Here is a 19,251-nt window from a genome sequence, read left to right on the forward strand (position 1 = left end):
TGCATCCACGCGGGGCAGCGCGGCGTAGCTTGGGCCATCGATCACTCTGGGGGATGACCTTCATGCGCCTGTTTCTTTTCGCCGCCCTTCTGGTCGTCTCCGCCGCGCCTGCGGTGGCTCAGCCAGCGCCCGCACTGGATATCGCCGCCGCCCGCGCCTCATTGACCGGCGCATGGTCGGGCGAGCTGGAATATCGCGATTATAGCGCGGACACATGGTTCGGCATTCCGGTCAAGACGCGCATCGCCGATCAGGGCGATGGCGCGACGATCATCCGTGCGTCCGATTTCGACGATGGCCCCAAGGTCGGCAATGTGCGGATCACCACGGTCGAGCTGTTCGATGCGAAGGCTGCGACCGTGCAGGCGGGCAGCTTTCGCAAAGGCCGTGCCGCCGAGATCATGACCTATGCGGTCACGCTCGACCCGGGTTCGCGCGACTCCCTCCACTGGACGATGATCGAGCAGACCAAGGGCGAGGATGCCAACCGCCCCGCGACGCTGCGCCTCACCACGGTGCGCGATGGCGACCGGATCGAGACGCTGAAAGAGGTCGATTTTCTCGACGATGACACGACCGAATGGCTGGCGCGCAACCGCACCCGCTTGACGCGCACCGGCGACTGACCGCACACCTGCCAAAAGCCATCTTGCAAAGGTCTGATCATGCTCCGCTATGCTGCCGCTTATCTGTTCACGGGCCTGGCCTTCGCGCTGATCGACAGCGTGTGGCTGAAGACCATGGCGCCGCGTCTGTACCAGCCGATCCTGGGTGATATGCTCGCGCCGTCGTTCCGGCTGGCGCCGGCGGTGGTGTTCTATGTGCTCTACATTGCGGGCATCCAGATTTTCGCGGTCGTGCCCGCGCTCGCCGATGGCCGCTGGCAGACGGCATTGGTCAAGGGCGCGCTGCTCGGCTTCTTCTGCTATATGACCTATGACCTCACCAACCAGGCGACGCTGGCGACATGGAGCACCAAGATCACCGTGCTCGACATCATTTGGGGGACGTTCCTCACCGGATCGTCGGCGCTGGCGGGCTTTGCGGTGACGCGGGCGATCTGGCGCTAGGGCGTTTCGGGCAGTCGCCAGTCGATCGGTGCCATCCCGGCTGCTTCCAGAAACGCATTCGCCTGGCTGAAATGGCCGCAGCCCAGAAAGCCGCGATGCGCCGAGAGCGGCGAGGGGTGCGGGGCCTTCAGCACGAGGTGCCTGCTGTCGAGCTTTGCGGCTTTCTTCTGCGCATGGGCACCCCAGAGCAGGAACACCACCGGATGCTCCAGCGCGTTGACCCGGGCGATGACCGCATCGGTGAACCGCTCCCAGCCGCGCCCCTGGTGCGATCCGGCATCGCCCATCTCGACTGTCAGAACGGTATTGAGCAGCAGCACGCCCTGCTGCGCCCAGCTTTCCAGAAAGCCGTGGGCAGGGCGCGCAATGCCAAGGTCGCGCTCCAGCTCCTTGTAGATATTGAGCAGCGATGGCGGCACCGGCACGCCGGGCTGCACGCTGAAGCACAGGCCATGCGCCTGGCCGGGGCCATGATACGGATCCTGCCCCAGGATCACGACGCGTACCTTGTCGGGCGGGGTCAGGTCGAGCGCGCGGAACCAGTGGCTGCCCGGCGGAAAGATGTGCTTGCCCGCCGCCTTGCGCTCGAGCAGGAACTGCTTGAGCAGGGCCATATACGGCGCGGCAAACTCATCGGCGAGGGCTGTCCGCCATTGCGGGTTCAGCCGGACGTCGCCCTCGGGACCGGTATTGTCTGTCATCGCCCGGACCTTGGCTTTGTCTGCCCCGTAGCGTCAAGTCAGGGGTTTTCGCATTGGCACAATTTGATGATACAAGGTCGCCGCCGAGAGGATGCGAATCGCGACGCATTAGCGGGAGATTCTGGATGCCGCTTACCCATTCAAAACCCGTTACGTTCATCAATACGGCCAACCGACAGGCGGCCGAAGCCTTTTACCGAGATGTGCTGGGCGTCGCATTCATCGCCGATGATGGGTTTGCCGCCGTCTTCGATCTGGGTGGCGCGATTTTGCGCGTGACCGAATTGGAAGGCTATGTCGCCGGATCGCATCCGGTCCTGGGCTGGTCGGTCGATGATATCGTTCAGACGATGGAGCATCTGATCAGCAGGGGGATGCCGCCGAAAATCTATGATGGCCTTGACCAGGACGCGCTGGGCATCTGGTGCGCGCCTGACGGGTCAGCGCAGGTTGCCTGGTTTCAGGACCCGGATGGCAATGTGTTGAGCGTCGTCCAGAGCGGCTGACGCTCAGCTCCTTTACAGCGAATGCACCAGATGGCCGCCATCGACGGTAAGAATGCTGCCGGTCATGAAGCGGCTGGCGTCTGACACCAGCAGCAGCAGCGGTCCATCCAGATCGGGCAGTTCGCCAAACCGGCGCATCGCGATCCGCTTGCGCAATGGATCACCCGCTTCGCCCGAAAGCTGGTCGCGGTTGATATCGGTGAGGAAATAGCCCGGCGCGATGGCATTGACGCGGATGTTGAACCGCGCGAGCTCCATCGCCAGCTGCCGCGTCATGTGCAGCACGCCCGCCTTCGACACGGCATAGGGGCCGGTGCCCGCCGCGGTCTGGAAGCCGGTGATCGAGGCCGTGTTGATGATGTTGCCGCCGCCTGAATCGCGCATCACCTTGGCGGCTTCAGTGGCGACGTTCCACGCGCCTTTCAGGTTGGTGTCCATCACGAAGTCGTAATCGGCCTCGGTCTGGTCGAGCGCGCGCTTGGTGACGGCGACGCCGGCGTTGTTGATGCAGGTGGTGATCGCGCCCGCCGCTGCGATTCCTTCACGCACTGAGGCCAGGTCGGCGACATCCATCCGCACCGCGCTCGCGCTGCCGCCAGCATCGGTAATCTCAGCCACCAGCGCTTCGAGCGCCTCGAGCCTGCGCGCGGCGACCACGACATGCGCCCCGCAGCGGGCGAGCACACGCGCGAAATGTGCGCCAAAACCTTCGCTCGATGCGCCGGTGACGAGGATGCGTTGGCAGGACAGATCGGCAGTCAGGCTCATGCGGCGGCTCCCTCGTTGGCATGCTTGTGGTCACGCTTGATCTTCTTCGCAAGCGACCATTTGTGCACTTCGGTGGGGCCGTCATAGATGCGGAACGCGCGGATTTCGCGGAAGACCTGCTCGACGATGGTGTCGCCGCTCACGCCCTTGCCGCCCATCACCTGCACGCAGCGATCCGCCACGCGCATCAGCGCTTCGGACACCGCGACCTTGGTCATCGAGCTTTCCACCGTGCCCAGCTCGCCGGTATCGAGCACGCCCGCGCACCAGCCGATCATCAGTTCGGCCTGTTTGAGGTCGATCAGGTTTTCCGCCAGCATGAAGCCGACGCCCTCGTGATCGACCAGAGGCTTGCCGAACGCGTGGCGGCGGCAGGCATAGTCGCTGGCGATTTCGTGCGCGCGCGATGCGGCGCCATACCAGCGCATGCAGTGCGAGAGGCGGGCAGGCGAGAGGCGCACCTGCGCGTATTTGAAACCCTCGCCGCTCTGTCCCAGCATCTGGTCGGCAGGCACGCGCAAATTGTCGATGGCGATGATGGCGTGGCCGCCCGGCATCGAAGAGTCGATGGTGTCGAGAACACGCTCGATGCGGATCGCCGGATCGGGCAGATCGACGAGGAACATGCACGCGCCATCCTCGGACTTCGCCATGACGATGCCGACCTTCGCGCCTTCGGCCCCGGTGATGAACGCCTTGCGGCCGTTGATCACCCAATGGTTGCCATCGAGCTTGGCGGTGGTCTGCATCATCGACGGGTCCGAGCCCGCACCGCCCTCATCGGCCGGTTCGGTCATGAAGAACGCCGAGCGCGAATCGCCGGAGACGAGCTGATCGAGGAAGCGCGCCTTCTGCTCGTCGCTCGCCATCTTGCCCAGCAGATACATGTTGCCCTCATCGGGCGCGGCGGTGTTGCACGCCACCGGGCCGAGAGGCGAAAGCCCCGATTTCTGCAGCACGATCGCAGTCTGCGCCTGCGTGAGGTGGCGGCCATCGGGCAGGATATGCGGTGTCATCACGCCGGCATCACGGGCAAGCGCGCGCATCTCGAGCACCAGCTCTTCCGACGGCCCATGCGCGCCGCAGCGCGGGTCGTGCTCATAGGGTGCGATCACATCGCGGACGAACCGTTCGACCTTCACGGCAATGGCATCGACTTCGGCGGCGGACAGATGGGACATGGCAATGGTCTCCCGGATGCTTGGCGTGTGCGTGAGCCGGGTATCAAAGCTGAGGCGTTAATCAACTGATTAAATTGCAGGGGTGCGCATCGATTGAGGTGCCTGCGAAGGCAGGGGCCCATCTCCTACCGGTTGTTCTGGAGACACGCTCGGAGATGGGCTCCCGCCTTCGCGGGAGACCAGGAGCGGGAGGGTCAATGACTAGCGCTATCACTAAACCGGAAAGCGCTCTGCGGCACGCCAAGTTCATTTGGCAGATTGCGTCGCTAGTCTGGAATATACCAGCGCATGATGCCTTCGTAGGAACCCTCGATAGCTTCGCCTTGTCTGTTGGTCGCGGGATGGAAGCGAGCGCGCCGGACCAGATTCCGACAGGTCGCTTCATCCAACCTCTGGGAGCCAGATGGCTCGGTGACTTCGCATCTAGCGACCCGTCCTGTGGGAGCGATCAACAAACGGTAACGGGTTGTGCCTTGGTGCCAAGTTTCTGTGGGATAATCCTGCAGAGTAACCCATGTGGCAGTGTCGTTCAGCGGCCTCGCGGGCTGATCTGGTGCAGAATGAGCATTCCCTGCTCGGTAAATGCTGCGCTGGGCGTCCGAATGTGCAATTGCTGATCCTACGATCGCAGCATCAATGAAAAACAAACTCAACCCGCCAAGGCTCAGGTTGATAAAGGGCTTTAAATCCATCGGCATCCTCCCATCAGGCGAAGTGGACGGTGTGACCCCTGCCACCTTCAAACCGCGATCGGCCCATGCTTCGGCGGCGCGATCCGGCTGACCTTGATCGCTTTTGCAGCCGATTGTGCACGGGCGAGGTCATGCGCTGCCTGCATCCGCAGCAGCGTCCTTGCGGATATGGCAAAGGCCATCTCAAAGCGGATCGCCATTTCGGGCGAAAGGGCGGACTTGCCGTTGAGCAGATTGCTCAAGGCAACCCGCGTGACACCCAGGCGCTCGGCAGCGTCACTCTGGGTCAGGCCGTAAGGCTCGATGAAGTTGCGCCGCAGCCAGGGGCCGGGATGGAGCGCAAAGCTGGTGTGCAGCTTGATGGCCATCAGTGATAATCCTCAAGGTCAAGATTGTCGATTGTCGTGTCGTCGAGCTTGGTGAAGGTTAGCCGCCAGTTTCGGGTGACCGTCATCGCAAAGTCACCCTTGCGGTCGCCTTTCAGGGCGTGGAAACCGAAATTCGGCGGAATGACCAGTTCATCGAAGCTTTCGGCAGCATCGATGAACGCAACCATATCCGCCAGACGCTCGGGCTCGATCATGCCCTTGGCGTTGCCGGTTTCGAGAAACCTGCGCAATTGCCTGTGGCGGACGCTCTCGATTTCCATGGTGCGTGTATAGCAATACTATGCATGAATGTAAAGCAATGCTTTACAGCGGTCTTCCCCGCGGTTGGCAAAACAAAAAACCCCGCCGCGCAAAAGCGCAGGCGGGGTCTCATGTCTCGCATCCCGGCCTTTGCAGGCCGAGCGCCGGATCAGTCGTGGTGCGGGACCAGATTGACGGCGGAGTGCTTGCCGCGGCGGTCGACTTCAAGGTCGAACTCCAGACGGTCACCCTGGTTGAGCGTGCTCATGTTGGCGCGTTCGACCGCGCTGATGTGCACGAACGCATCGGGCTGGCCGTCGTCGCGCGTGATGAAGCCGAAGCCCTTCATGGCGTTGAAGAACTTGACCGTTCCGGTCGCACGCTCGCCGGTAAGCTCGCGCCGAGGCGCTTCGCCGCGCGGAGCGCCGCGATCACCCCCACGGTCGCCGCCGCCGCTGCCTTCGGCAACCGCGATCAGTTCACCATCGACCTTGAGGTCGCTGGCCGAAACCTTGCCTCCGCGATCCACCAACGTGAATTCCAGGCCCTGGCCTTCAGCGAGGTTCGACAGACCGGCGCGCTCAACCGCACTGATGTGCACGAACACGTCTTCGCCGCCGTCTTCGCGCTGGATGAAGCCGAAGCCCTTTTGCGCGTTGAAGAATTTGACCTTGCCCTTGGCTTCGCCGACCACCTGGGTGGGCATGCCGCCAAAGCCGCCGCTGCGAGGAGCGCCGCCACCACCGCCAGGTCCGCGCGGGGCACCGAAGCCACCGCCGCCTGCGGGAGCGCCGTAACCGCCACCACCACCGCCGCCGCCGAAGCGGTCACGATCGCCATATGCAGGCGGAGGCGAAAAAGCGTCGAAATCATCCTCGCCAAATCTGTCGCGTTTATCCCGGCCCCTGCCGCCGCGCCGACCCCTGTCAAAACTCATGCCGAACTATTCACTTTCAATGTCGTCCTGGATCATTCGCTCAAGAACAGGGCGGACGTGAACCCCATCACTCAACTTCAGGCCTGTATCCCGGCGATCTGCCTGGCATCTCGCCAGCCGCCACGAGTACAGCGCAAAACTTAAAACACCGCAACATATGCCAGTTCGGGATGATGACTTTGACGACGCGTCATCGGCCCCTTGCTGGCCAGAAATCTGTGGAAGACCTTGAATGTGCACTTGCACATCCCAGAGTGCCTGATTGAAGCACGTACTTCCAAGTGATTCTCTTAACCCAAATTCCGTTCAATGGCGAACGATAAATGGCGGGGTTAAAGGCTTTACCGCGCGCCCGGAGCGGTCTGACGCGGCGCGCCGCAGCAGGTCGGCGCGGCCTGGGCCAGTCGCGGCAAAATTGGCGAGGCAGCGGTTCGTCAGGCCTTGCCATGCCCCAGCCTGTGCGGCAATTGGGACCGATGGACAGCATCATCCCCCTTCTGAGCGACCCGGCCGCCTGGGCCGCGCTGATCACTCTGGTCATTCTGGAAGTCGTGCTGGGCATCGACAACCTCATTTTCATCTCGATTCTGTCGAACAAGCTGCCCGAGCATCAGCGCCAGACCGCGCGGCGCGTAGGCATCGCCCTGGCGCTGATCATGCGGCTGGCGCTGCTCTCGATGATCGCATTCATCGTTTCGCTGACGACACCGGTGTTCGATCTGGGCATCACCGGCGCGCCCGGCCAATATGGCGAGCCGACCTTCGAGACGCAGTTCTCGTGGCGCGACCTGATCCTCATTGCCGGCGGCCTGTTTCTTGTTTGGAAGGCGACCAAGGAAATCCACCACAGCGTCGATGACGACCCCTCGGGCGAGGCGCTGGACAAGAAGGGCAAGGCCGCGATCGGCTTTGGCTCCGCCATCGTGCAGATCATCGCGCTCGACATGGTGTTCTCGATCGATTCGATCCTGACCGCCGTGGGCATGACCGATGAGGTGCCGATCATGATGGCGGCGGTGATCATCACCGTGGGCGTGATGCTGGTGGCGGCCGACCCGCTGGCCAATTTCATCAACCGCAACCCCACCGTGGTGATGCTGGCTTTGGGCTTTCTGCTGATGATCGGCGCGGTGCTGATTGCCGATGGCTTCGGCGTGCACGTGCCCAAGGGTTATATCTATGCCGCCATGGCTTTTTCTGCGATGGTGGAAGCCCTCAATATCTGGGCCCGCAGGGGCCGGGAAAAGAAACGCGGCAATTCGCCGAGTACCAACGACGGCGAGACAGCATGAGCGTATATTTCCACGAAGAAGACCTGCCTGCCGATGTGCTGGCCCCCGGCCCGGTGGCGGTGGATACCGAAACCATGGGTCTGATCACGCCGCGCGACCGGTTGTGCGTCGTCCAGATTTCCGATGGACGCGGTGATGAACATCTCGTGCGTTTCAAGCCCGGCAGCGATTATGCCGCGCCCAACCTGCGCGCCGTGCTGGCTGATCCCGAGCGGCTCAAGCTCTATCATTTCGCCCGGTTCGATCTGGCAGCGATCAAGCATTATCTGGGCGTGGTGGCCGCGCCCGTGTTCTGCACCAAGATCGCCTCGCGGCTGATCCGCACCTATACCGACCGGCATGGCCTGAAGGAGCTGGTGCGCGAGGTTCTGGGCAAGGAACTGAGCAAGGTGCAGCAGTCGAGCGACTGGGGTGCGCCCGAGATCAACGATGCGCAGCGCGATTATGCCGCCAGCGATGTGCGCTTCCTGCATGCGCTGCACGCGGCGATGGAAGTGCGGCTGGAGCGCGAAGGGCGACGCGAGATTGCGCAGGCCTGTTTCGATTTCCTGCCGGCCCGCGCCGAGCTGGACCTTATCGGCTGGCCCGAAATTGATATTTTCGCGCACGCCTAATATATCGCGCCCCTAACCGGACGCCGTTCATCGCGGGTTCGCAACCAATAGGCTTATTCGCGACATGACCCAGCGTGCCGATCAGATTCGCAACCGACGCCAGCTGTTTGCCGCCCCTGGCAGCAGCCATGACCGGCTTGTGCGCTTTCTGGGCATGTTCCTGCCTGCCGCCATCGGCGTGCTGGTGGCGTTTCTCGCGCTCGCACCGCTCTTGCGCAACGCCGAGGTCAGCTTTCTGCTCGACAAGAATCAGGTCGATATCGCGCGCGAGCGCATGCGCGTGACCCAGGCGCTGTATCGCGGTCAGGATACCGAAGGACGTCCCTTTTCGCTGGAGGCGGGATCGGCCGTGCAGAAGAGCTCGCGCAACCCCGTGGTCGAGATGAACGATCTGGCCGCGCGTATCCTGCTGGCCGAAGGTCCCGGCGTCCTCGAAGCGGGCCGTGGCAATTACAATATGGATACCGAGCAGGTCTCGATCGTGGGCCCGGTGCAGTTCAGTTCGGCCAATGGCTATCGCATGGTGACGCGCGATGTGGACATCGATCTGCCCGAGCGCAGCATGGTCAGCCGGGGCGAGGTGACCGGGCGCTTGCCGACTGGCACTTTCCGCGCCGACCGGTTAAAGGCCAATCTTGCCGAACGCACCGTAACCCTTGAGGGCCGCGCGCGTTTGCGCATGACCCAGGGCGGGCTGCCCCGGTGAAGATCAGTAAGACGGGATTGAATATGCGGTTTGCGGGCACGATTTCGACCATCGCCAGGCGCGCGATGCCGGCGGCTTCCGCCGGCGGCGTGACCCTGGCCGCGCTGCTGCTGGTTCCCGGCTCGGTCGTCGCGCAGTCGCTGGCGAACCACAACAGCAATGCACCGGTCGATTATGCGGCCGACCGCATCGAACTGCAGGACCGCGCCAACCGCGTGCTGCTGTCGGGCAATGTCGATATCACCCAGGCGGGTCTCCGGCTGCAGGCTGCACGCATGACCGTGGCCTATCGCAACGCAGGCAGCATCGAGATCGAGCGGATCGACGCCAATGGCGGCGTTGTCGTCACCAAGGGTGAAGAGCGCGCCAGCGGCAATGTGGGGATCTATGACTTCAACCGGCGGATCATCACGCTGATCGGCGACGTTGCTCTGCGTCAGGGCGGCAATACGCTCAACGGCGGGCGGATGGTGATCGACCTGACGACAGGCCGCTCCACCATCGACGGCCGTTCATCGGGCGGAGCTCCGGGCCAGACAGGGTCTGCGAGCGGCCGCGTGTCAGGCTCGTTTGCGGTGCCCAAGCGCGATTGATTCGTCCAGAAAGCCTTTCCCAGCTTCCCGGGGAGGTTGTTTGGCTGCCCCCAAGCCAACCCCCGCGCTCGTCCATGCATAAATCCTGCCAACACGTGATTATCGCCGGTTTTCATCGCGTTGATCCGTGCTATGGGATGGCCAAGCAAAGGGCACGGCGAATGTCGGCCCCCACGGTTTGCAGGATGTTGCGATGAACGATGTTGCCCCCCTTGGCGTGCTCAGCGGCACCGCGGCGGATCCTTTCGCGTCGACCGACGGGCTGAATGTCGTCTCGATCGCCAAGAGCTATGACAAGAAGGTCGTGCTGTCCGACGTGTCGTTGCATGTCGCCAAGGGCGAAGTGCTGGGACTGCTCGGCCCCAATGGCGCGGGCAAGACGACGTGTTTCTATTCTATCATGGGACTGGTGAAGCCCAATTCGGGCCGCATCATGCTCGACGGCGTCGATATCACGCCGCTGCCGATGTACCGACGCTCGATCCTGGGCCTGGGCTATCTGCCGCAGGAAACATCGATCTTTCGCGGCATGACCGTCGAACAGAACATCAAGGCGGTGCTCGAGCTGGTCGAGCCTGAAGTGGCAGCGCGCGCGGAAAAGCTGGAGACGCTGCTCGACGAATTCGGCCTGACGCGGTTGCGCAGTTCGCCCGCGATGGCGCTGTCGGGCGGCGAGCGCAGGCGCTGCGAAATCGCCCGTGCGCTGGCCGCCAGCCCCTCGATCATCCTGCTCGACGAGCCGTTCGCCGGGATCGATCCGCTGTCGATCGCCGACATCCGCGACCTGATCAAGCAGCTGAAATCGCGCGGCATCGGCGTATTGATCACCGATCACAACGTCCGCGAAACGCTCGACATCGTCGATCGCGCCTGCATCATCTACGATGGCCAGGTGCTGTTCGCCGGTACCCCCGAAGCGTTGGTCGCCGACGAGAATGTGCGCCGGCTGTATCTGGGCGAAGGCTTCGCGCTGTAATGGCAAGCCGGGGGGCCAGGGACTAAATCGATGGCATTGGGCCCGCGTCTTGACCTGAGGCAGAGCCAGTCGCTGGTGATGACGCCGCAGCTGCAGCAGGCGATCCGGCTGCTGGCGCTGTCGAACATCGAGATCGAGGCGTTCATCGGCGAGGAGCTGGAACGCAACCCGCTGCTCGAGTTGGGCGGTGAAGAGCCCGGCAGCGATATCGGCATGAGTGGGGTCGATGCGGTGTTCGATGCGCCGCCCGCACCCGCTTCCGGTGGCGACCCGGCTGGCAGCGACGAGCTGATCGGCGCAGGGATGGGCGAGACCGACCGCCCGCTTGACATGGATCTCAACGGCGAGGTCTTTCACCACGACAGCGTCAGCGATTGCCCCGAACGGATCGCGGGCGAAGCGAGCGGCGGGCTCGACGGCGCATTGTCGCTCAACGACATCGCGACCGGGGGCAGCGGCGGTGACAGCGACGGCTGGGAGGATTCGCTCGAATACGACCTGTCGTTGCGCGAACATCTGCACGCGCAGGCGGGCATCGTTTTGTCGGGCACGGCGCTGTTCATCGGGCGGCACCTGATCGAGCTGATCGACGAGAACGGCTATCTGCGCGGCGATCTGCTGCAGGTCTCGCACCAGCTGGGCGTGCCGCTGGGCGAGGTGGAAGCAGCGCTCGCGGTGGTCCAGACGCTCGAGCCGACCGGGGTGGGCGCGCGCGATCTGGCCGAATGCCTGGCGCTGCAGGCAAAAGAGGCCGATCGCTACGATCCGTGCATGGCGCGGCTGATCGACAATCTGGAACTGCTGGCGCGCGGCGCGCTGCCCCAGCTCAAGCGGCTGTGCCGGGTCGACGATGAAGACCTTGCCGACATGATCGCCGAGCTGCGGCAATATGACCCCAAGCCTGGCAGCCGCTTTGGCGGGTCAAGCATTGAGGCGGTGGTGCCCGACCTGTTCGTGATCGAGCGCGAGGGCAAATGGCTGATCGAGATCAACAGTGCGACATTGCCGCGGCTGCTGGTCAATCGCTCCTACCACGTCTCGCTGACCGGCGGACGGCACGATGCCAAGTCCAAGGCCTGGCTGAGCGAGTGCCTGGCCGAGGCGAACTGGCTGGTGAAGGCCCTCGACCAGCGCCAGCGCACGATCATCAAGGTGGCGAGCGAGATCGTCAAGCAGCAGGAAGCCTTCTTCCGCCACGGCGTCACCCAGCTCCGGCCGCTGACCCTGCGCAGCGTCGCCGACGCGATCGAGATGCACGAATCGACCGTCAGCCGGGTTACCAGCCACAAGTATCTGAGCTGCGCGCGCGGGCTGTATGAGCTGAAATATTTCTTCACCAGCGCGATCCAGGCGACCGATGGCGGCGATGCGGTATCCGCCTCTGCGGTCAAGAGCCACATCAAGGCGCTGATCGACGAGGAGGATGCCAAGAACATCCTCTCCGACGACCAGCTGGTCGATCTGCTGAAGGAGCGCGGCTTCGACATCGCCCGGCGCACGGTCGCGAAATATCGCGAGGCGCTGGGGCTGGGATCGTCCGTGCAGCGCCGCCGCCAGAAAAAGCTGCAAGGGGCGCGATGACCAGCTTGCCCCCTCGCGCCAGCGCGAGGGGAGGGGCTCTTACTGCAGCGTCACCCGCGGGTCGTCACTGTCACGCCGGCCAAAGAACTGCATCAGCTGCACGAGAAGGTCGGCGCGGACCTGAAGCCCTTCGGCCTCCAGCAATGCCTGCTTGGCCGCCGCATCGAAAGGGGCAATCTGCGCAATGCCATTGACCAGCGACCGGTCGTCGAGCCGCGCGACCGAATCCCAGTCGACGCTATAGCCCTGCGCGTTGGCGAACCGCTGCGATTCGCGCTCCAGGCTCGCGCGTTCGACGCTCGACAGCGCCTGATCGTCCTCGTTTTCGGTGATCAGTTCGGCTTCGATCTGCCGGAAGGCCGTGGTCACATCGAGCTCACGCAACACGCGAAAACGGGCAAAGCCCTCCAGCACCAGATTGTAGCGGCCATCGTCGAGCGCTTCGACATCAACGATGCGACCGACGCAGCCCATGTCGAACAACGCCGGCGAATCACCGGTGCCGCGCGGCTGGATCATCCCGATCTGCCGGTCGCGCGCCATCGCATCGCTGACCAGCGCGCGGTATCGCGGCTCGAAGATGTGCAACGGCACCTGCAGGCCCGGAAACAGGATCACACCGGTCAGGGGGAAAATGGAAAGACGCTGGGCGACCATTTCTGCCATGCCCGTCAACCGAACAACGCAGCAGAAAGCCTGCGGCGCGTGGCTGCGACCCAGGGGTCTTCCAGTCCGACCGCTTCAAAGATCTGCAACAGCCGCGCGCGCGCCGCGCCTTCGTTCCAGGCCTTGTCGGCCTGCACGATCGTCAGAAGGTGGTCGGCGGCCTCGTCACGCGCGCCATCGGCGAACAGCGCCGCGGCCAGATCGTAACGCGCGGCGTGATCATCGGGCGTAGCATCGACCTGGGCGCGCAGCCCTGCGATCTCGCTGTCATCGGCCTTGTCTGCCACCAGGGCGACCGCCGCTCTGGCGCGGTCGAGCGCAGGGTCGGACGCGATTTCGGGCGGTAGGTCGTCGAGCAGCGCTTGCGCTTCGGCGACCTTGTCAGCCGCCACCATGGCCCGCACCAGGCCGGAGAGTGCTGCCACATTGTCGGGCACCATATCGAGGATCTGCGCAAACACGCCCGCCGCGCGCTCGCCATCGCCGCTCGCCAGCACTTCTTCACCCATCTCGATCAGCGGCGCGATATCGGGCATGTCGGGCTCGCCTTCGCCTGCCTGCACCGGCAGCTTGGCGAGCAGCTGGTCCAATATCCCGGCCAGCTGCGATTCGGTGCGCGCATTGGTCAGGTTGGCGACCGGCTGGCCCTGGAACATCGCATAGACCGTGGGGATCGACTGGATCTGGAACTGCGAGGCGATGAAACGCTCTTCGTCGACATTGACCTTCACCAGCATCACGCCCTTGTCGGCATATTGCTCGGCGACCTTTTCCAGCACCGGGGTCAGCGCCTTGCACGGCCCGCACCATTCGGCCCAGAAGTCCAGGATCACCAGCTTGGTCATCGAAGGTTCGACCACGCTGGTCCGAAACGCCTCGACCGCCTTGTGTTCCTCGGTCGTCAAACCCATGCTTGCCAAGTGTCATGCTCCTGCTGCCGTGCGGGCGATACCGGTGACCGGCATGGCCAGCGGGCGTTTTCCCCGCGTTTGTGCACCTCTTATCCGAAACCCCAAGATGGTGCGCAAGCCGCTTATGCCAAGGGCTGCACAATGATTCCGACAGAAATGCAAATTGGGGCTTGCCGGACCCAAAAGCCGATGCTAACTGCGCGCCTCACCTGCTGGATCGCACGTCGAACCAGCCGCCGAGCGGGCGTAGCTCAGGGGTAGAGCACAACCTTGCCAAGGTTGGGGTCGAGGGTTCGAATCCCTTCGCCCGCTCCAGTTTTCCTAGGGAAAACAGCGGTTTAGGAAATAGCCGTTTTCAAAAATCCTAAAATCAACCATCTTCGGATCATGTTCGGATTCGCAGAGGGGTAGTCGGATTTTGGGAAAAACGGGTCTCAATGATTCCGCTGAGGCTGCAAAGCCCGCAAAAACAGCCAGCAATGCCCCCAAAGGAGCGGTCACGGATTCCAAGTCATTCCGTGATGGGCTGATTTACCTCTATCAACGGGCGGATTTCAAAAAGCCAACTTGGCTCTGCCGGGTGAAGATTCCTAATGGGTCGGGCTATGTGAACCGCAGCACCGGTACGGGCGATGAGCATAAGGCGTTCAAGTTCGCTGATGACCTCTACAACCAGCTGCTCGTCAAATCGCTGACTGGCGAGGCTCCGCCAGGCAAGCAGATGGGCAGAGCGATCCAGTCCTACATCGAGCGTTTGGAATCACAGCCGCATAAGCTCTCAATCCACTACAAGGTTTTGCTGCTGAAACGGATCAAGCCATTCCTCGAACGGAAGAGCTTTGACGATCTCTCAACCTCATTGCTGTCGAAGGTGGTCGATGAGCAGATTGCCCTGACTAAGAAGGGTACGCTGTCCCCCAATACGATCAAGCGTACATACACCGACCTCAAGCACTTCCTGCAATGGTGCATCGAGGAAGGTTATATCACCCAGATGCCCCGCTTCCCCAAGGTCAACGGTGTTGCATCCAGCCGTCCGCACTTTGATGCTAAGGACTGGGCAAAGTTGATCCGCCAGCTCCGGGAGATCGTGAAGGTCGAGAACGGTGCTATCAGGCGGGACCGCATGATGCTGCGGGACTACGTCCTCATCCTTGCCAACACAGGGATACGTGTCGGCGAAGCCCGGACATTAAAGTGGCGGGATGTAACCGAAATCGGTGGCGGCAACGGTGAGGCTGCGCATGTCACGCTGCTGGTATCAGGAAAAACTGGTAAGCGGGAGGTTGTTGCCCGTTCAGCCGACATCAAAACCTATTTCAAACGGATACACGATCTGAGGGTCGAGGAGCTGACCGTCGAGGGCAAGCCCAAGCCAAAGATCGATCCGAACAGCTTAGTCTTCTGCCACAAGGATGGTACGGAGATCGGTACGTTCAAAAAATCATTCGCTGCCTTGATGAAGAGAGCCGGTGTCGAACGGGACAGCTACGGCAACCTTAGGTCGCTTTACTCCCTCAGACATACCTATGCGACGTTTTGCCTTCAGCATGGTGTGGCGGTGTATACACTTGCCAAAAACATGGGAACGTCGGTTGCGATGATTGAGCAGTATTACGGACATACCACTAACGTTGCTTCGGCATCGGAGTTGACCAAGCGGGTTAAAAGGCAAGCCAGCGGGGCTGCATCGTCGCTTAGTTGGTTGGAATAGACATTGGATCCAGCGCCGAGTGAGGAGCCCTTGGAATTATGAAAGATAGCGATTAGGCTATCAAAGCTATGTTTTTAAAAGTTTCTTATCTCAAGATTTTGGTGCATTGAACTAGATGATGAATGATGTCCTTTGTGTTATGGATTTGGTGTGAAAAATATGAAGAAATACAGAAAACTAAAAAAGTTATTGGCAGTATCAGGCTGCATGATCATGGTAACGGGGTGCTCTTTGCTGCCAAATGATGAGTTAAACTGCGCATCTAACGATGAGAAAGAGCTTATCACTAGTCTCTTGGCAGATAGTAAAATCCCACAATCATTTCAGGATCCATTTATGCAAAGCCTTGCATCAAAACAGGGTAAGCTTACTGATATTGAGAAGGATCCAGAGTATCAGCGACTGAACGAAATGCAGCTAGTGCTACAAGAAGATCTCCGATCGAAAGTAGCGGATTGTTTCGACGACGAGAAGCATCCACAAGGATTTAGATTTTCTGGTACTTGGCGACAAGAGATATGTGATCGACCACCAATAGAACAACGAGAATTTGAAGCTCGTCTCATGGAAATCAATGAAGATCTTGATTACTTTGGGCAGGAGAGCAAAGCTGAGAAGGCGGCTTTGAAGTATTTTTCGAACTATGCGTCAAATAATATTCGCCCGATTCTAAATAAAATGAACGATATAATCGAAAAGAAAAAGGATTATACCAGCTTATTTGATCAAAAGAGAAAAAATAGTTACGAAAAAAATATGCAGGAATGGCTCTCGAGGAAAAATGATATTGTTTTTGATCTAAAAAATATCATTTTGGTAGACCGGAATGAAGCTACCGGCGCTGTGGAATGTAAGGCAGATTTAAATGTATCGTTAGGCGAACTTTCATCAGAATCGCAGATTAACTTTACAGTAGAAAAGACTTCTGAGGGTGAGCTGTACGGTACAGTATTTGGAATTTGAATAATATATTTTGACAGAGATCAAAATCAAATCAATGGAAGTTCAGTAAGCCATTGGGAAGTCAGGTTTATGACGGTTGGGAAAGTTTATAAAGTCAGTAATATTCTGAAAAAATCGTTCAAGGAAATCACAAATTATAACTATGATATTAGCAAAGGCGCTTCGCTAGTACGCACTTGGCGATTTGGATCCATTATTATATCCTTGAAAAACGAAAGTGACGCTGCATTGTTAGCGGAAAGCATAGGGAAAGACTATTTTTATTCTGAAGATTTTTCAAAGGTAGATGCTGATATTTTCGAAGATCTAGTCGAAGAAGATTGGGGTTTTGAAAAACCAGAAGACTATGAAAAATTCCAAAAACTCTTTGACCAGACCGGTGATAGCTATGGTGATTTGCAAGAATTCCTTGAGGACAGGATTGGTTTCAGGATGCGTGAACGATACTTTGAAATCGAGTATGGCGGTGTGAACATTGAAGATGCCTGAAGCTCCATCACTAACTTTGAAACGCCCGTGGACTTAAAATTCGAATGACGAGACGCCCGGTATATCAACCAAGGAGATATGCCGATGGAATTGAAGTTTGCCGCCACCGCACGCCCAGAGAAGGCTTCTGCTGACGTACAGCGCCGCCAAAAGCTTGTCCGTAGGATTGATCAGCAGATTGGCTATGTCCGCCAGATGGTCGAGGGCAAGCAGCCTCGTGCAGTTTGGGTCTGGATGGATGAGGCTGGAACTTATTTCCTGCCGATCAAATATGGTCGCCAGCCCATCGAGTTGAAGAAGGGTATGTTCTCGGTTCAATGCACCGACCTCGACCATGTCGAAGGGTCCCTTTGCACGATCCGGGCAATGGTATTGCAGGGAGACTTTGACGATCAGCTAACGAAAGCGTCGTCGGACATTCGTAAAAAGTTTGGGAAAACCGAAAAAACATAACCTGACCACACAATCGGTGCAGCAAAGGTAAAATATCTGGTCTGCGGCTTTTACCTCTGGGCGAGGCGAAGTAATGGCTCGTTATAGGTCGATATAAGCGATTGCATTGAATCCAGACCGTCAAAAAAAGCTCTCGAGTCAACGCCATCTTTGCTGCTTAACTTAGTAATTGACCGAACATATTTAAGAGTACCAGGTGGAACCTCCGCCCCCCATCTCGGAAAGCCTATTTGCCCAATTCTTACACGAACGGTATTGGTTTTTTTGAATATAAACCCTTTCGTCTCCTGTCTTTCTGACATAACATCGATATAATTTTTATCGGCATTATCGAGGTAGAAGCCATACCTTGATAATATCTTGTCAAGATGGCGAAATGTGATTGATTTTTTATCATTAGTCATTTGCCTCATGCTTTTCTTGATCCAGTGAGCAATGAAGCGAACCTCGGGGTCGGTGTCTCCGTCCTTTTTAAGTTCCCTATATCTTGAATACTTTTCAAGACCATTTTCAGCAACTTCTACCGTAAAGTCTTCAATTACCTTTTCAGATACACAAGGACATCTATTAATTGAATGCATTTGATATATCATTGACAAAAAAGCAGTCCTCTTATTAGCATCATAAAAACAATGATTTTTTATGATCCCATAAAATAATGTTGCCGCAATTTCATATTGAGTAATCCACTTTGCTTTTCCGGCAAAGCTACTTATCTGTCGGCAAACTGTTGACTCTAATTCGTTGATGTCCTTTGGACCCACTCCGCCAATGCCTTCACCTTCCAGATAAAAATGGTTTGCAATCATAAAGTGCGCACGTAGCACGTCAGTCACTGACAAGGCTGGAGAAGGGAAGCTTGTTACTTCAGTGTACGCAGCCAGGATACGATTGTATTCCTGCAGAATTTCAGGTTCTAATTCAAGCATATGAGTGTTTGCCAAGATTCCAGCCAGCCCGCAATCCCCCAGCGATCACCCGACCTTACCTCGGTAAAGATATCTGAGGATATTTTTGACCTGTTGTGGATGAAACCCCTTTCCATTTGCGGTACTGAAGCCAGCCATATTGAGGCGACGGGCAATCTCACTGATCGACAGCCCCGCTTCCTTCATCGGCGTGATGACGGGTCTGAATGCTTCGGCTCGTTCGTTGGCGGTTCGGCGGTTCTGTTCCGCCAGCACCTTGCCATTCTTCCCCAACTGAACACCCCGCTTTTTCGCCTCTGCCAGCGCATTGCGGGTTCGCTCTGAGATCAGGCGGCGCTCCTCCTGGGCGAGCGCTGCAAAGATATGCAACTGGAAATCCGTTGCGTGAGGCATCTCTGCCACCACCAACCCGATCCCTTGTTCCATTATAGAAGCGATGAAACTTACCTTGCGGGAAAATCGGTCCAGCTTGGCGATCAGCAGCTTGGCGTCAGATCGCTTTGCGTGATGGATTGCCTTCCAAAGCTGGATACGCTCGTCGTTCTTACCGGACTGCACTTCGACATATTCCGCTATCACCTCATCGCCATCGGAAACGAACCGTTCGATCAAAGTATGCTGAGCTGCCAAGCCTAGACCGGACTTTCCCTGCTTCTCCGTCGAAACCCTGAAATATGCCACATACCGAGTCATTTTCCGCATTCCCGTAAAATACAAACGTTGGTTTATGTTTGACGGGGTCCGTTAGATCGGTGGATCGGACAACTGATTGATCAGGAACGGATGACGATAACCGTGGCAGCTTGACGGGTGAGAGCGGACTTTGAGGGGAGCCGGGTCAACTCGCCACCCTCATAGATTTCGAATGATTTTATCGGAG

23 protein-coding genes and 1 tRNA gene are annotated in these 19,251 nt (G+C 59.0%); 14 read left to right on the forward strand and 10 right to left on the reverse strand.

Annotated features, from left to right (window positions below; all coding sequences use genetic code 11):
• Positions 1-62 precede the first annotated feature (62 nt).
• Together D618_RS0101410 and D618_RS0101415 are read left to right on the forward strand one after the other, a co-directional pair.
• Positions 63-626, forward strand: coding sequence for a hypothetical protein (locus tag D618_RS0101410; RefSeq protein WP_152414466.1), 564 nt, complete (start codon positions 63-65; stop codon positions 624-626).
• A gap of 39 nt (positions 627-665) precedes the next feature.
• Positions 666-1,070 carry a DUF2177 family protein gene (locus D618_RS0101415; RefSeq protein WP_017669699.1) on the forward strand — a complete coding sequence of 135 codons (405 nt, stop codon included), beginning with the start codon at positions 666-668 and terminating at the stop codon, positions 1,068-1,070.
• Here the strand turns inward: D618_RS0101415 and ung are convergent.
• Positions 1,067-1,771 (reverse strand): uracil-DNA glycosylase, encoded by a 705-nt coding sequence (ung, locus tag D618_RS0101420; RefSeq protein ID WP_017669700.1) that lies wholly within the window; start codon positions 1,769-1,771, stop codon positions 1,067-1,069. The two genes, D618_RS0101415 and ung, sit on opposite strands and share 4 nt — an antisense overlap.
• Positions 1,772-1,896: 125 nt before the next feature.
• Between ung and D618_RS0101425 the strand changes: the two genes are divergently transcribed.
• Positions 1,897-2,277 carry a VOC family protein gene (locus tag D618_RS0101425; protein ID WP_017669701.1) on the forward strand — a complete coding sequence of 127 codons (381 nt, stop codon included), beginning with the start codon at positions 1,897-1,899 and terminating at the stop codon, positions 2,275-2,277.
• A gap of 12 nt (positions 2,278-2,289) precedes the next feature.
• Here D618_RS0101425 and D618_RS0101430 read toward each other — a convergent pair whose 3' ends face one another.
• The 5 genes from D618_RS0101430 to D618_RS20135 all read right to left on the reverse strand — a co-directional run bounded on the left by D618_RS0101430 (position 2,290) and on the right by D618_RS20135 (position 6,484).
• Positions 2,290-3,045: an SDR family oxidoreductase gene (locus tag D618_RS0101430; RefSeq protein WP_017669702.1), complete on the reverse strand. Its 756-nt coding sequence runs from the start codon at positions 3,043-3,045 to the stop codon at positions 2,290-2,292.
• Complete coding sequence (locus tag D618_RS0101435) at positions 3,042-4,226, reverse strand: acyl-CoA dehydrogenase family protein (RefSeq protein ID WP_017669703.1); 1,185 nt, start codon at positions 4,224-4,226, stop codon at positions 3,042-3,044. The genes D618_RS0101430 and D618_RS0101435 overlap by 4 nt, the downstream gene beginning before the upstream one ends.
• A 739-nt stretch (positions 4,227-4,965) precedes the next feature.
• A complete protein-coding gene (locus D618_RS0101440; protein ID WP_017669704.1) occupies positions 4,966-5,286 on the reverse strand; it encodes a HigA family addiction module antitoxin in 321 nt (106 codons plus the stop codon).
• Positions 5,286-5,567 carry a type II toxin-antitoxin system RelE/ParE family toxin gene (locus tag D618_RS0101445; RefSeq protein WP_017669705.1) on the reverse strand — a complete coding sequence of 94 codons (282 nt, stop codon included), beginning with the start codon at positions 5,565-5,567 and terminating at the stop codon, positions 5,286-5,288. Before D618_RS0101445 ends, D618_RS0101440 begins: the two co-directional genes overlap by 1 nt.
• Before the next feature lie 149 nt (positions 5,568-5,716).
• Positions 5,717-6,484, reverse strand: a complete 768-nt coding sequence (locus D618_RS20135; RefSeq protein WP_026091157.1) for a cold-shock protein — start codon at positions 6,482-6,484, stop codon at positions 5,717-5,719.
• Between the two features lie 476 nt (positions 6,485-6,960).
• Here D618_RS20135 and D618_RS0101460 point away from each other — a divergent pair, with 476 nt between their 5' ends.
• The 6 genes from D618_RS0101460 (at position 6,961) to rpoN (ending at position 12,246) form a co-directional block, all read left to right on the forward strand.
• Positions 6,961-7,776 carry a TerC family protein gene (locus D618_RS0101460; protein WP_017669706.1) on the forward strand — a complete coding sequence of 272 codons (816 nt, stop codon included), beginning with the start codon at positions 6,961-6,963 and terminating at the stop codon, positions 7,774-7,776.
• A complete protein-coding gene (locus tag D618_RS0101465) occupies positions 7,773-8,390 on the forward strand; it encodes a ribonuclease D (RefSeq protein WP_017669707.1) in 618 nt (205 codons plus the stop codon). Before D618_RS0101460 ends, D618_RS0101465 begins: the two co-directional genes overlap by 4 nt.
• 64 nt (positions 8,391-8,454) lie before the next feature.
• Positions 8,455-9,096 (forward strand): LPS export ABC transporter periplasmic protein LptC, encoded by a 642-nt coding sequence (gene lptC / locus D618_RS0101470; RefSeq protein ID WP_017669708.1) that lies wholly within the window; start codon positions 8,455-8,457, stop codon positions 9,094-9,096.
• Between the two features lie 65 nt (positions 9,097-9,161).
• Positions 9,162-9,689, forward strand: coding sequence for an LptA/OstA family protein (locus D618_RS0101475; protein WP_026091158.1), 528 nt, complete (start codon positions 9,162-9,164; stop codon positions 9,687-9,689).
• Positions 9,690-9,882: 193 nt separating this feature from the next.
• The gene (gene lptB / locus D618_RS0101480; RefSeq protein WP_017669710.1) at positions 9,883-10,665 is read left to right on the forward strand and encodes an LPS export ABC transporter ATP-binding protein; all 783 of its coding nucleotides are present in this window, start codon (positions 9,883-9,885) and stop codon (positions 10,663-10,665) included.
• Positions 10,666-10,695: 30 nt separating this feature from the next.
• Entirely contained in the window at positions 10,696-12,246 is a 1,551-nt protein-coding gene (gene rpoN, locus D618_RS0101485; protein WP_017669711.1) for an RNA polymerase factor sigma-54, read from the forward strand.
• A 39-nt stretch (positions 12,247-12,285) separates the two neighbouring features.
• Here rpoN and D618_RS0101490 read toward each other — a convergent pair whose 3' ends face one another.
• Entirely contained in the window at positions 12,286-12,903 is a 618-nt protein-coding gene (locus D618_RS0101490; protein ID WP_040370050.1) for an LON peptidase substrate-binding domain-containing protein, read from the reverse strand.
• 14 nt (positions 12,904-12,917) lie between these two features.
• A complete protein-coding gene (locus D618_RS0101495; RefSeq protein ID WP_017669713.1) occupies positions 12,918-13,823 on the reverse strand; it encodes a tetratricopeptide repeat protein in 906 nt (301 codons plus the stop codon).
• Positions 13,824-14,063: 240 nt separating this feature from the next.
• Between D618_RS0101495 and D618_RS0101500 the strand changes: the two genes are divergently transcribed.
• From D618_RS0101500 to D618_RS0101515, 5 genes are all read left to right on the forward strand, one after another.
• Positions 14,064-14,138 (forward strand) — tRNA-Gly (locus tag D618_RS0101500).
• Positions 14,139-14,241: 103 nt separating this feature from the next.
• Positions 14,242-15,537: a tyrosine-type recombinase/integrase gene (locus tag D618_RS18860; protein ID WP_152414467.1), complete on the forward strand. Its 1,296-nt coding sequence runs from the start codon at positions 14,242-14,244 to the stop codon at positions 15,535-15,537.
• 207 nt (positions 15,538-15,744) lie between these two features.
• Entirely contained in the window at positions 15,745-16,500 is a 756-nt protein-coding gene (locus tag D618_RS19580; RefSeq protein ID WP_152414468.1) for a hypothetical protein, read from the forward strand.
• Positions 16,501-16,569: 69 nt separating this feature from the next.
• Positions 16,570-16,989: a hypothetical protein gene (locus D618_RS19585; protein WP_152414469.1), complete on the forward strand. Its 420-nt coding sequence runs from the start codon at positions 16,570-16,572 to the stop codon at positions 16,987-16,989.
• A gap of 84 nt (positions 16,990-17,073) precedes the next feature.
• The gene (locus tag D618_RS0101515; protein WP_152414470.1) at positions 17,074-17,442 is read left to right on the forward strand and encodes a hypothetical protein; all 369 of its coding nucleotides are present in this window, start codon (positions 17,074-17,076) and stop codon (positions 17,440-17,442) included.
• Between the two features lie 50 nt (positions 17,443-17,492).
• On the opposite strand, the gene D618_RS19220 is transcribed toward D618_RS0101515, so the two are convergent.
• Positions 17,493-18,371 carry a Fic family protein gene (locus tag D618_RS19220; RefSeq protein ID WP_081590378.1) on the reverse strand — a complete coding sequence of 293 codons (879 nt, stop codon included), beginning with the start codon at positions 18,369-18,371 and terminating at the stop codon, positions 17,493-17,495.
• Between the two features lie 45 nt (positions 18,372-18,416).
• A complete protein-coding gene (locus D618_RS0101520) occupies positions 18,417-19,073 on the reverse strand; it encodes a recombinase family protein (protein WP_017669717.1) in 657 nt (218 codons plus the stop codon).
• Positions 19,074-19,251: the final 178 nt, after the last annotated feature.

The sequence above is a fragment of the Blastomonas sp. AAP53 genome (genome assembly GCF_000331245.1).
Lineage (GTDB): Bacteria > Pseudomonadota > Alphaproteobacteria > Sphingomonadales > Sphingomonadaceae > Blastomonas.

Excerpts from the sequence above, each read along its gene's own strand:
- D618_RS0101410 (WP_152414466.1), top strand. The coding sequence starts at position 63 with ATGCGCCTGTTTCTTTTCGCCGCCCTTCTGGTCGTCTCCGCCGCGCCT.
- D618_RS0101415 (WP_017669699.1), top strand. The coding sequence starts at position 666 with ATGCTCCGCTATGCTGCCGCTTATCTGTTCACGGGCCTGGCCTTCGCG.
- ung (WP_017669700.1), bottom strand. The coding sequence starts at position 1,771 with ATGACAGACAATACCGGTCCCGAGGGCGACGTCCGGCTGAACCCGCAA.
- D618_RS0101425 (WP_017669701.1), top strand. The coding sequence starts at position 1,897 with ATGCCGCTTACCCATTCAAAACCCGTTACGTTCATCAATACGGCCAAC.
- D618_RS0101430 (WP_017669702.1), bottom strand. The coding sequence starts at position 3,045 with ATGAGCCTGACTGCCGATCTGTCCTGCCAACGCATCCTCGTCACCGGC.
- D618_RS0101435 (WP_017669703.1), bottom strand. The coding sequence starts at position 4,226 with ATGTCCCATCTGTCCGCCGCCGAAGTCGATGCCATTGCCGTGAAGGTC.
- D618_RS0101440 (WP_017669704.1), bottom strand. The coding sequence starts at position 5,286 with ATGGCCATCAAGCTGCACACCAGCTTTGCGCTCCATCCCGGCCCCTGG.
- D618_RS0101445 (WP_017669705.1), bottom strand. The coding sequence starts at position 5,567 with ATGGAAATCGAGAGCGTCCGCCACAGGCAATTGCGCAGGTTTCTCGAA.
- D618_RS20135 (WP_026091157.1), bottom strand. The coding sequence starts at position 6,484 with ATGAGTTTTGACAGGGGTCGGCGCGGCGGCAGGGGCCGGGATAAACGC.
- D618_RS0101460 (WP_017669706.1), top strand. The coding sequence starts at position 6,961 with ATGGACAGCATCATCCCCCTTCTGAGCGACCCGGCCGCCTGGGCCGCG.
- D618_RS0101465 (WP_017669707.1), top strand. The coding sequence starts at position 7,773 with ATGAGCGTATATTTCCACGAAGAAGACCTGCCTGCCGATGTGCTGGCC.
- lptC (WP_017669708.1), top strand. The coding sequence starts at position 8,455 with ATGACCCAGCGTGCCGATCAGATTCGCAACCGACGCCAGCTGTTTGCC.
- D618_RS0101475 (WP_026091158.1), top strand. The coding sequence starts at position 9,162 with ATGCCGGCGGCTTCCGCCGGCGGCGTGACCCTGGCCGCGCTGCTGCTG.
- lptB (WP_017669710.1), top strand. The coding sequence starts at position 9,883 with ATGAACGATGTTGCCCCCCTTGGCGTGCTCAGCGGCACCGCGGCGGAT.
- rpoN (WP_017669711.1), top strand. The coding sequence starts at position 10,696 with ATGGCATTGGGCCCGCGTCTTGACCTGAGGCAGAGCCAGTCGCTGGTG.
- D618_RS0101490 (WP_040370050.1), bottom strand. The coding sequence starts at position 12,903 with ATGGTCGCCCAGCGTCTTTCCATTTTCCCCCTGACCGGTGTGATCCTG.
- D618_RS0101495 (WP_017669713.1), bottom strand. The coding sequence starts at position 13,823 with ATGGGTTTGACGACCGAGGAACACAAGGCGGTCGAGGCGTTTCGGACC.
- D618_RS19580 (WP_152414468.1), top strand. The coding sequence starts at position 15,745 with ATGATCATGGTAACGGGGTGCTCTTTGCTGCCAAATGATGAGTTAAAC.
- D618_RS19585 (WP_152414469.1), top strand. The coding sequence starts at position 16,570 with ATGACGGTTGGGAAAGTTTATAAAGTCAGTAATATTCTGAAAAAATCG.
- D618_RS0101515 (WP_152414470.1), top strand. The coding sequence starts at position 17,074 with ATGGAATTGAAGTTTGCCGCCACCGCACGCCCAGAGAAGGCTTCTGCT.
- D618_RS19220 (WP_081590378.1), bottom strand. The coding sequence starts at position 18,371 with ATGCTTGAATTAGAACCTGAAATTCTGCAGGAATACAATCGTATCCTG.
- D618_RS0101520 (WP_017669717.1), bottom strand. The coding sequence starts at position 19,073 with ATGCGGAAAATGACTCGGTATGTGGCATATTTCAGGGTTTCGACGGAG.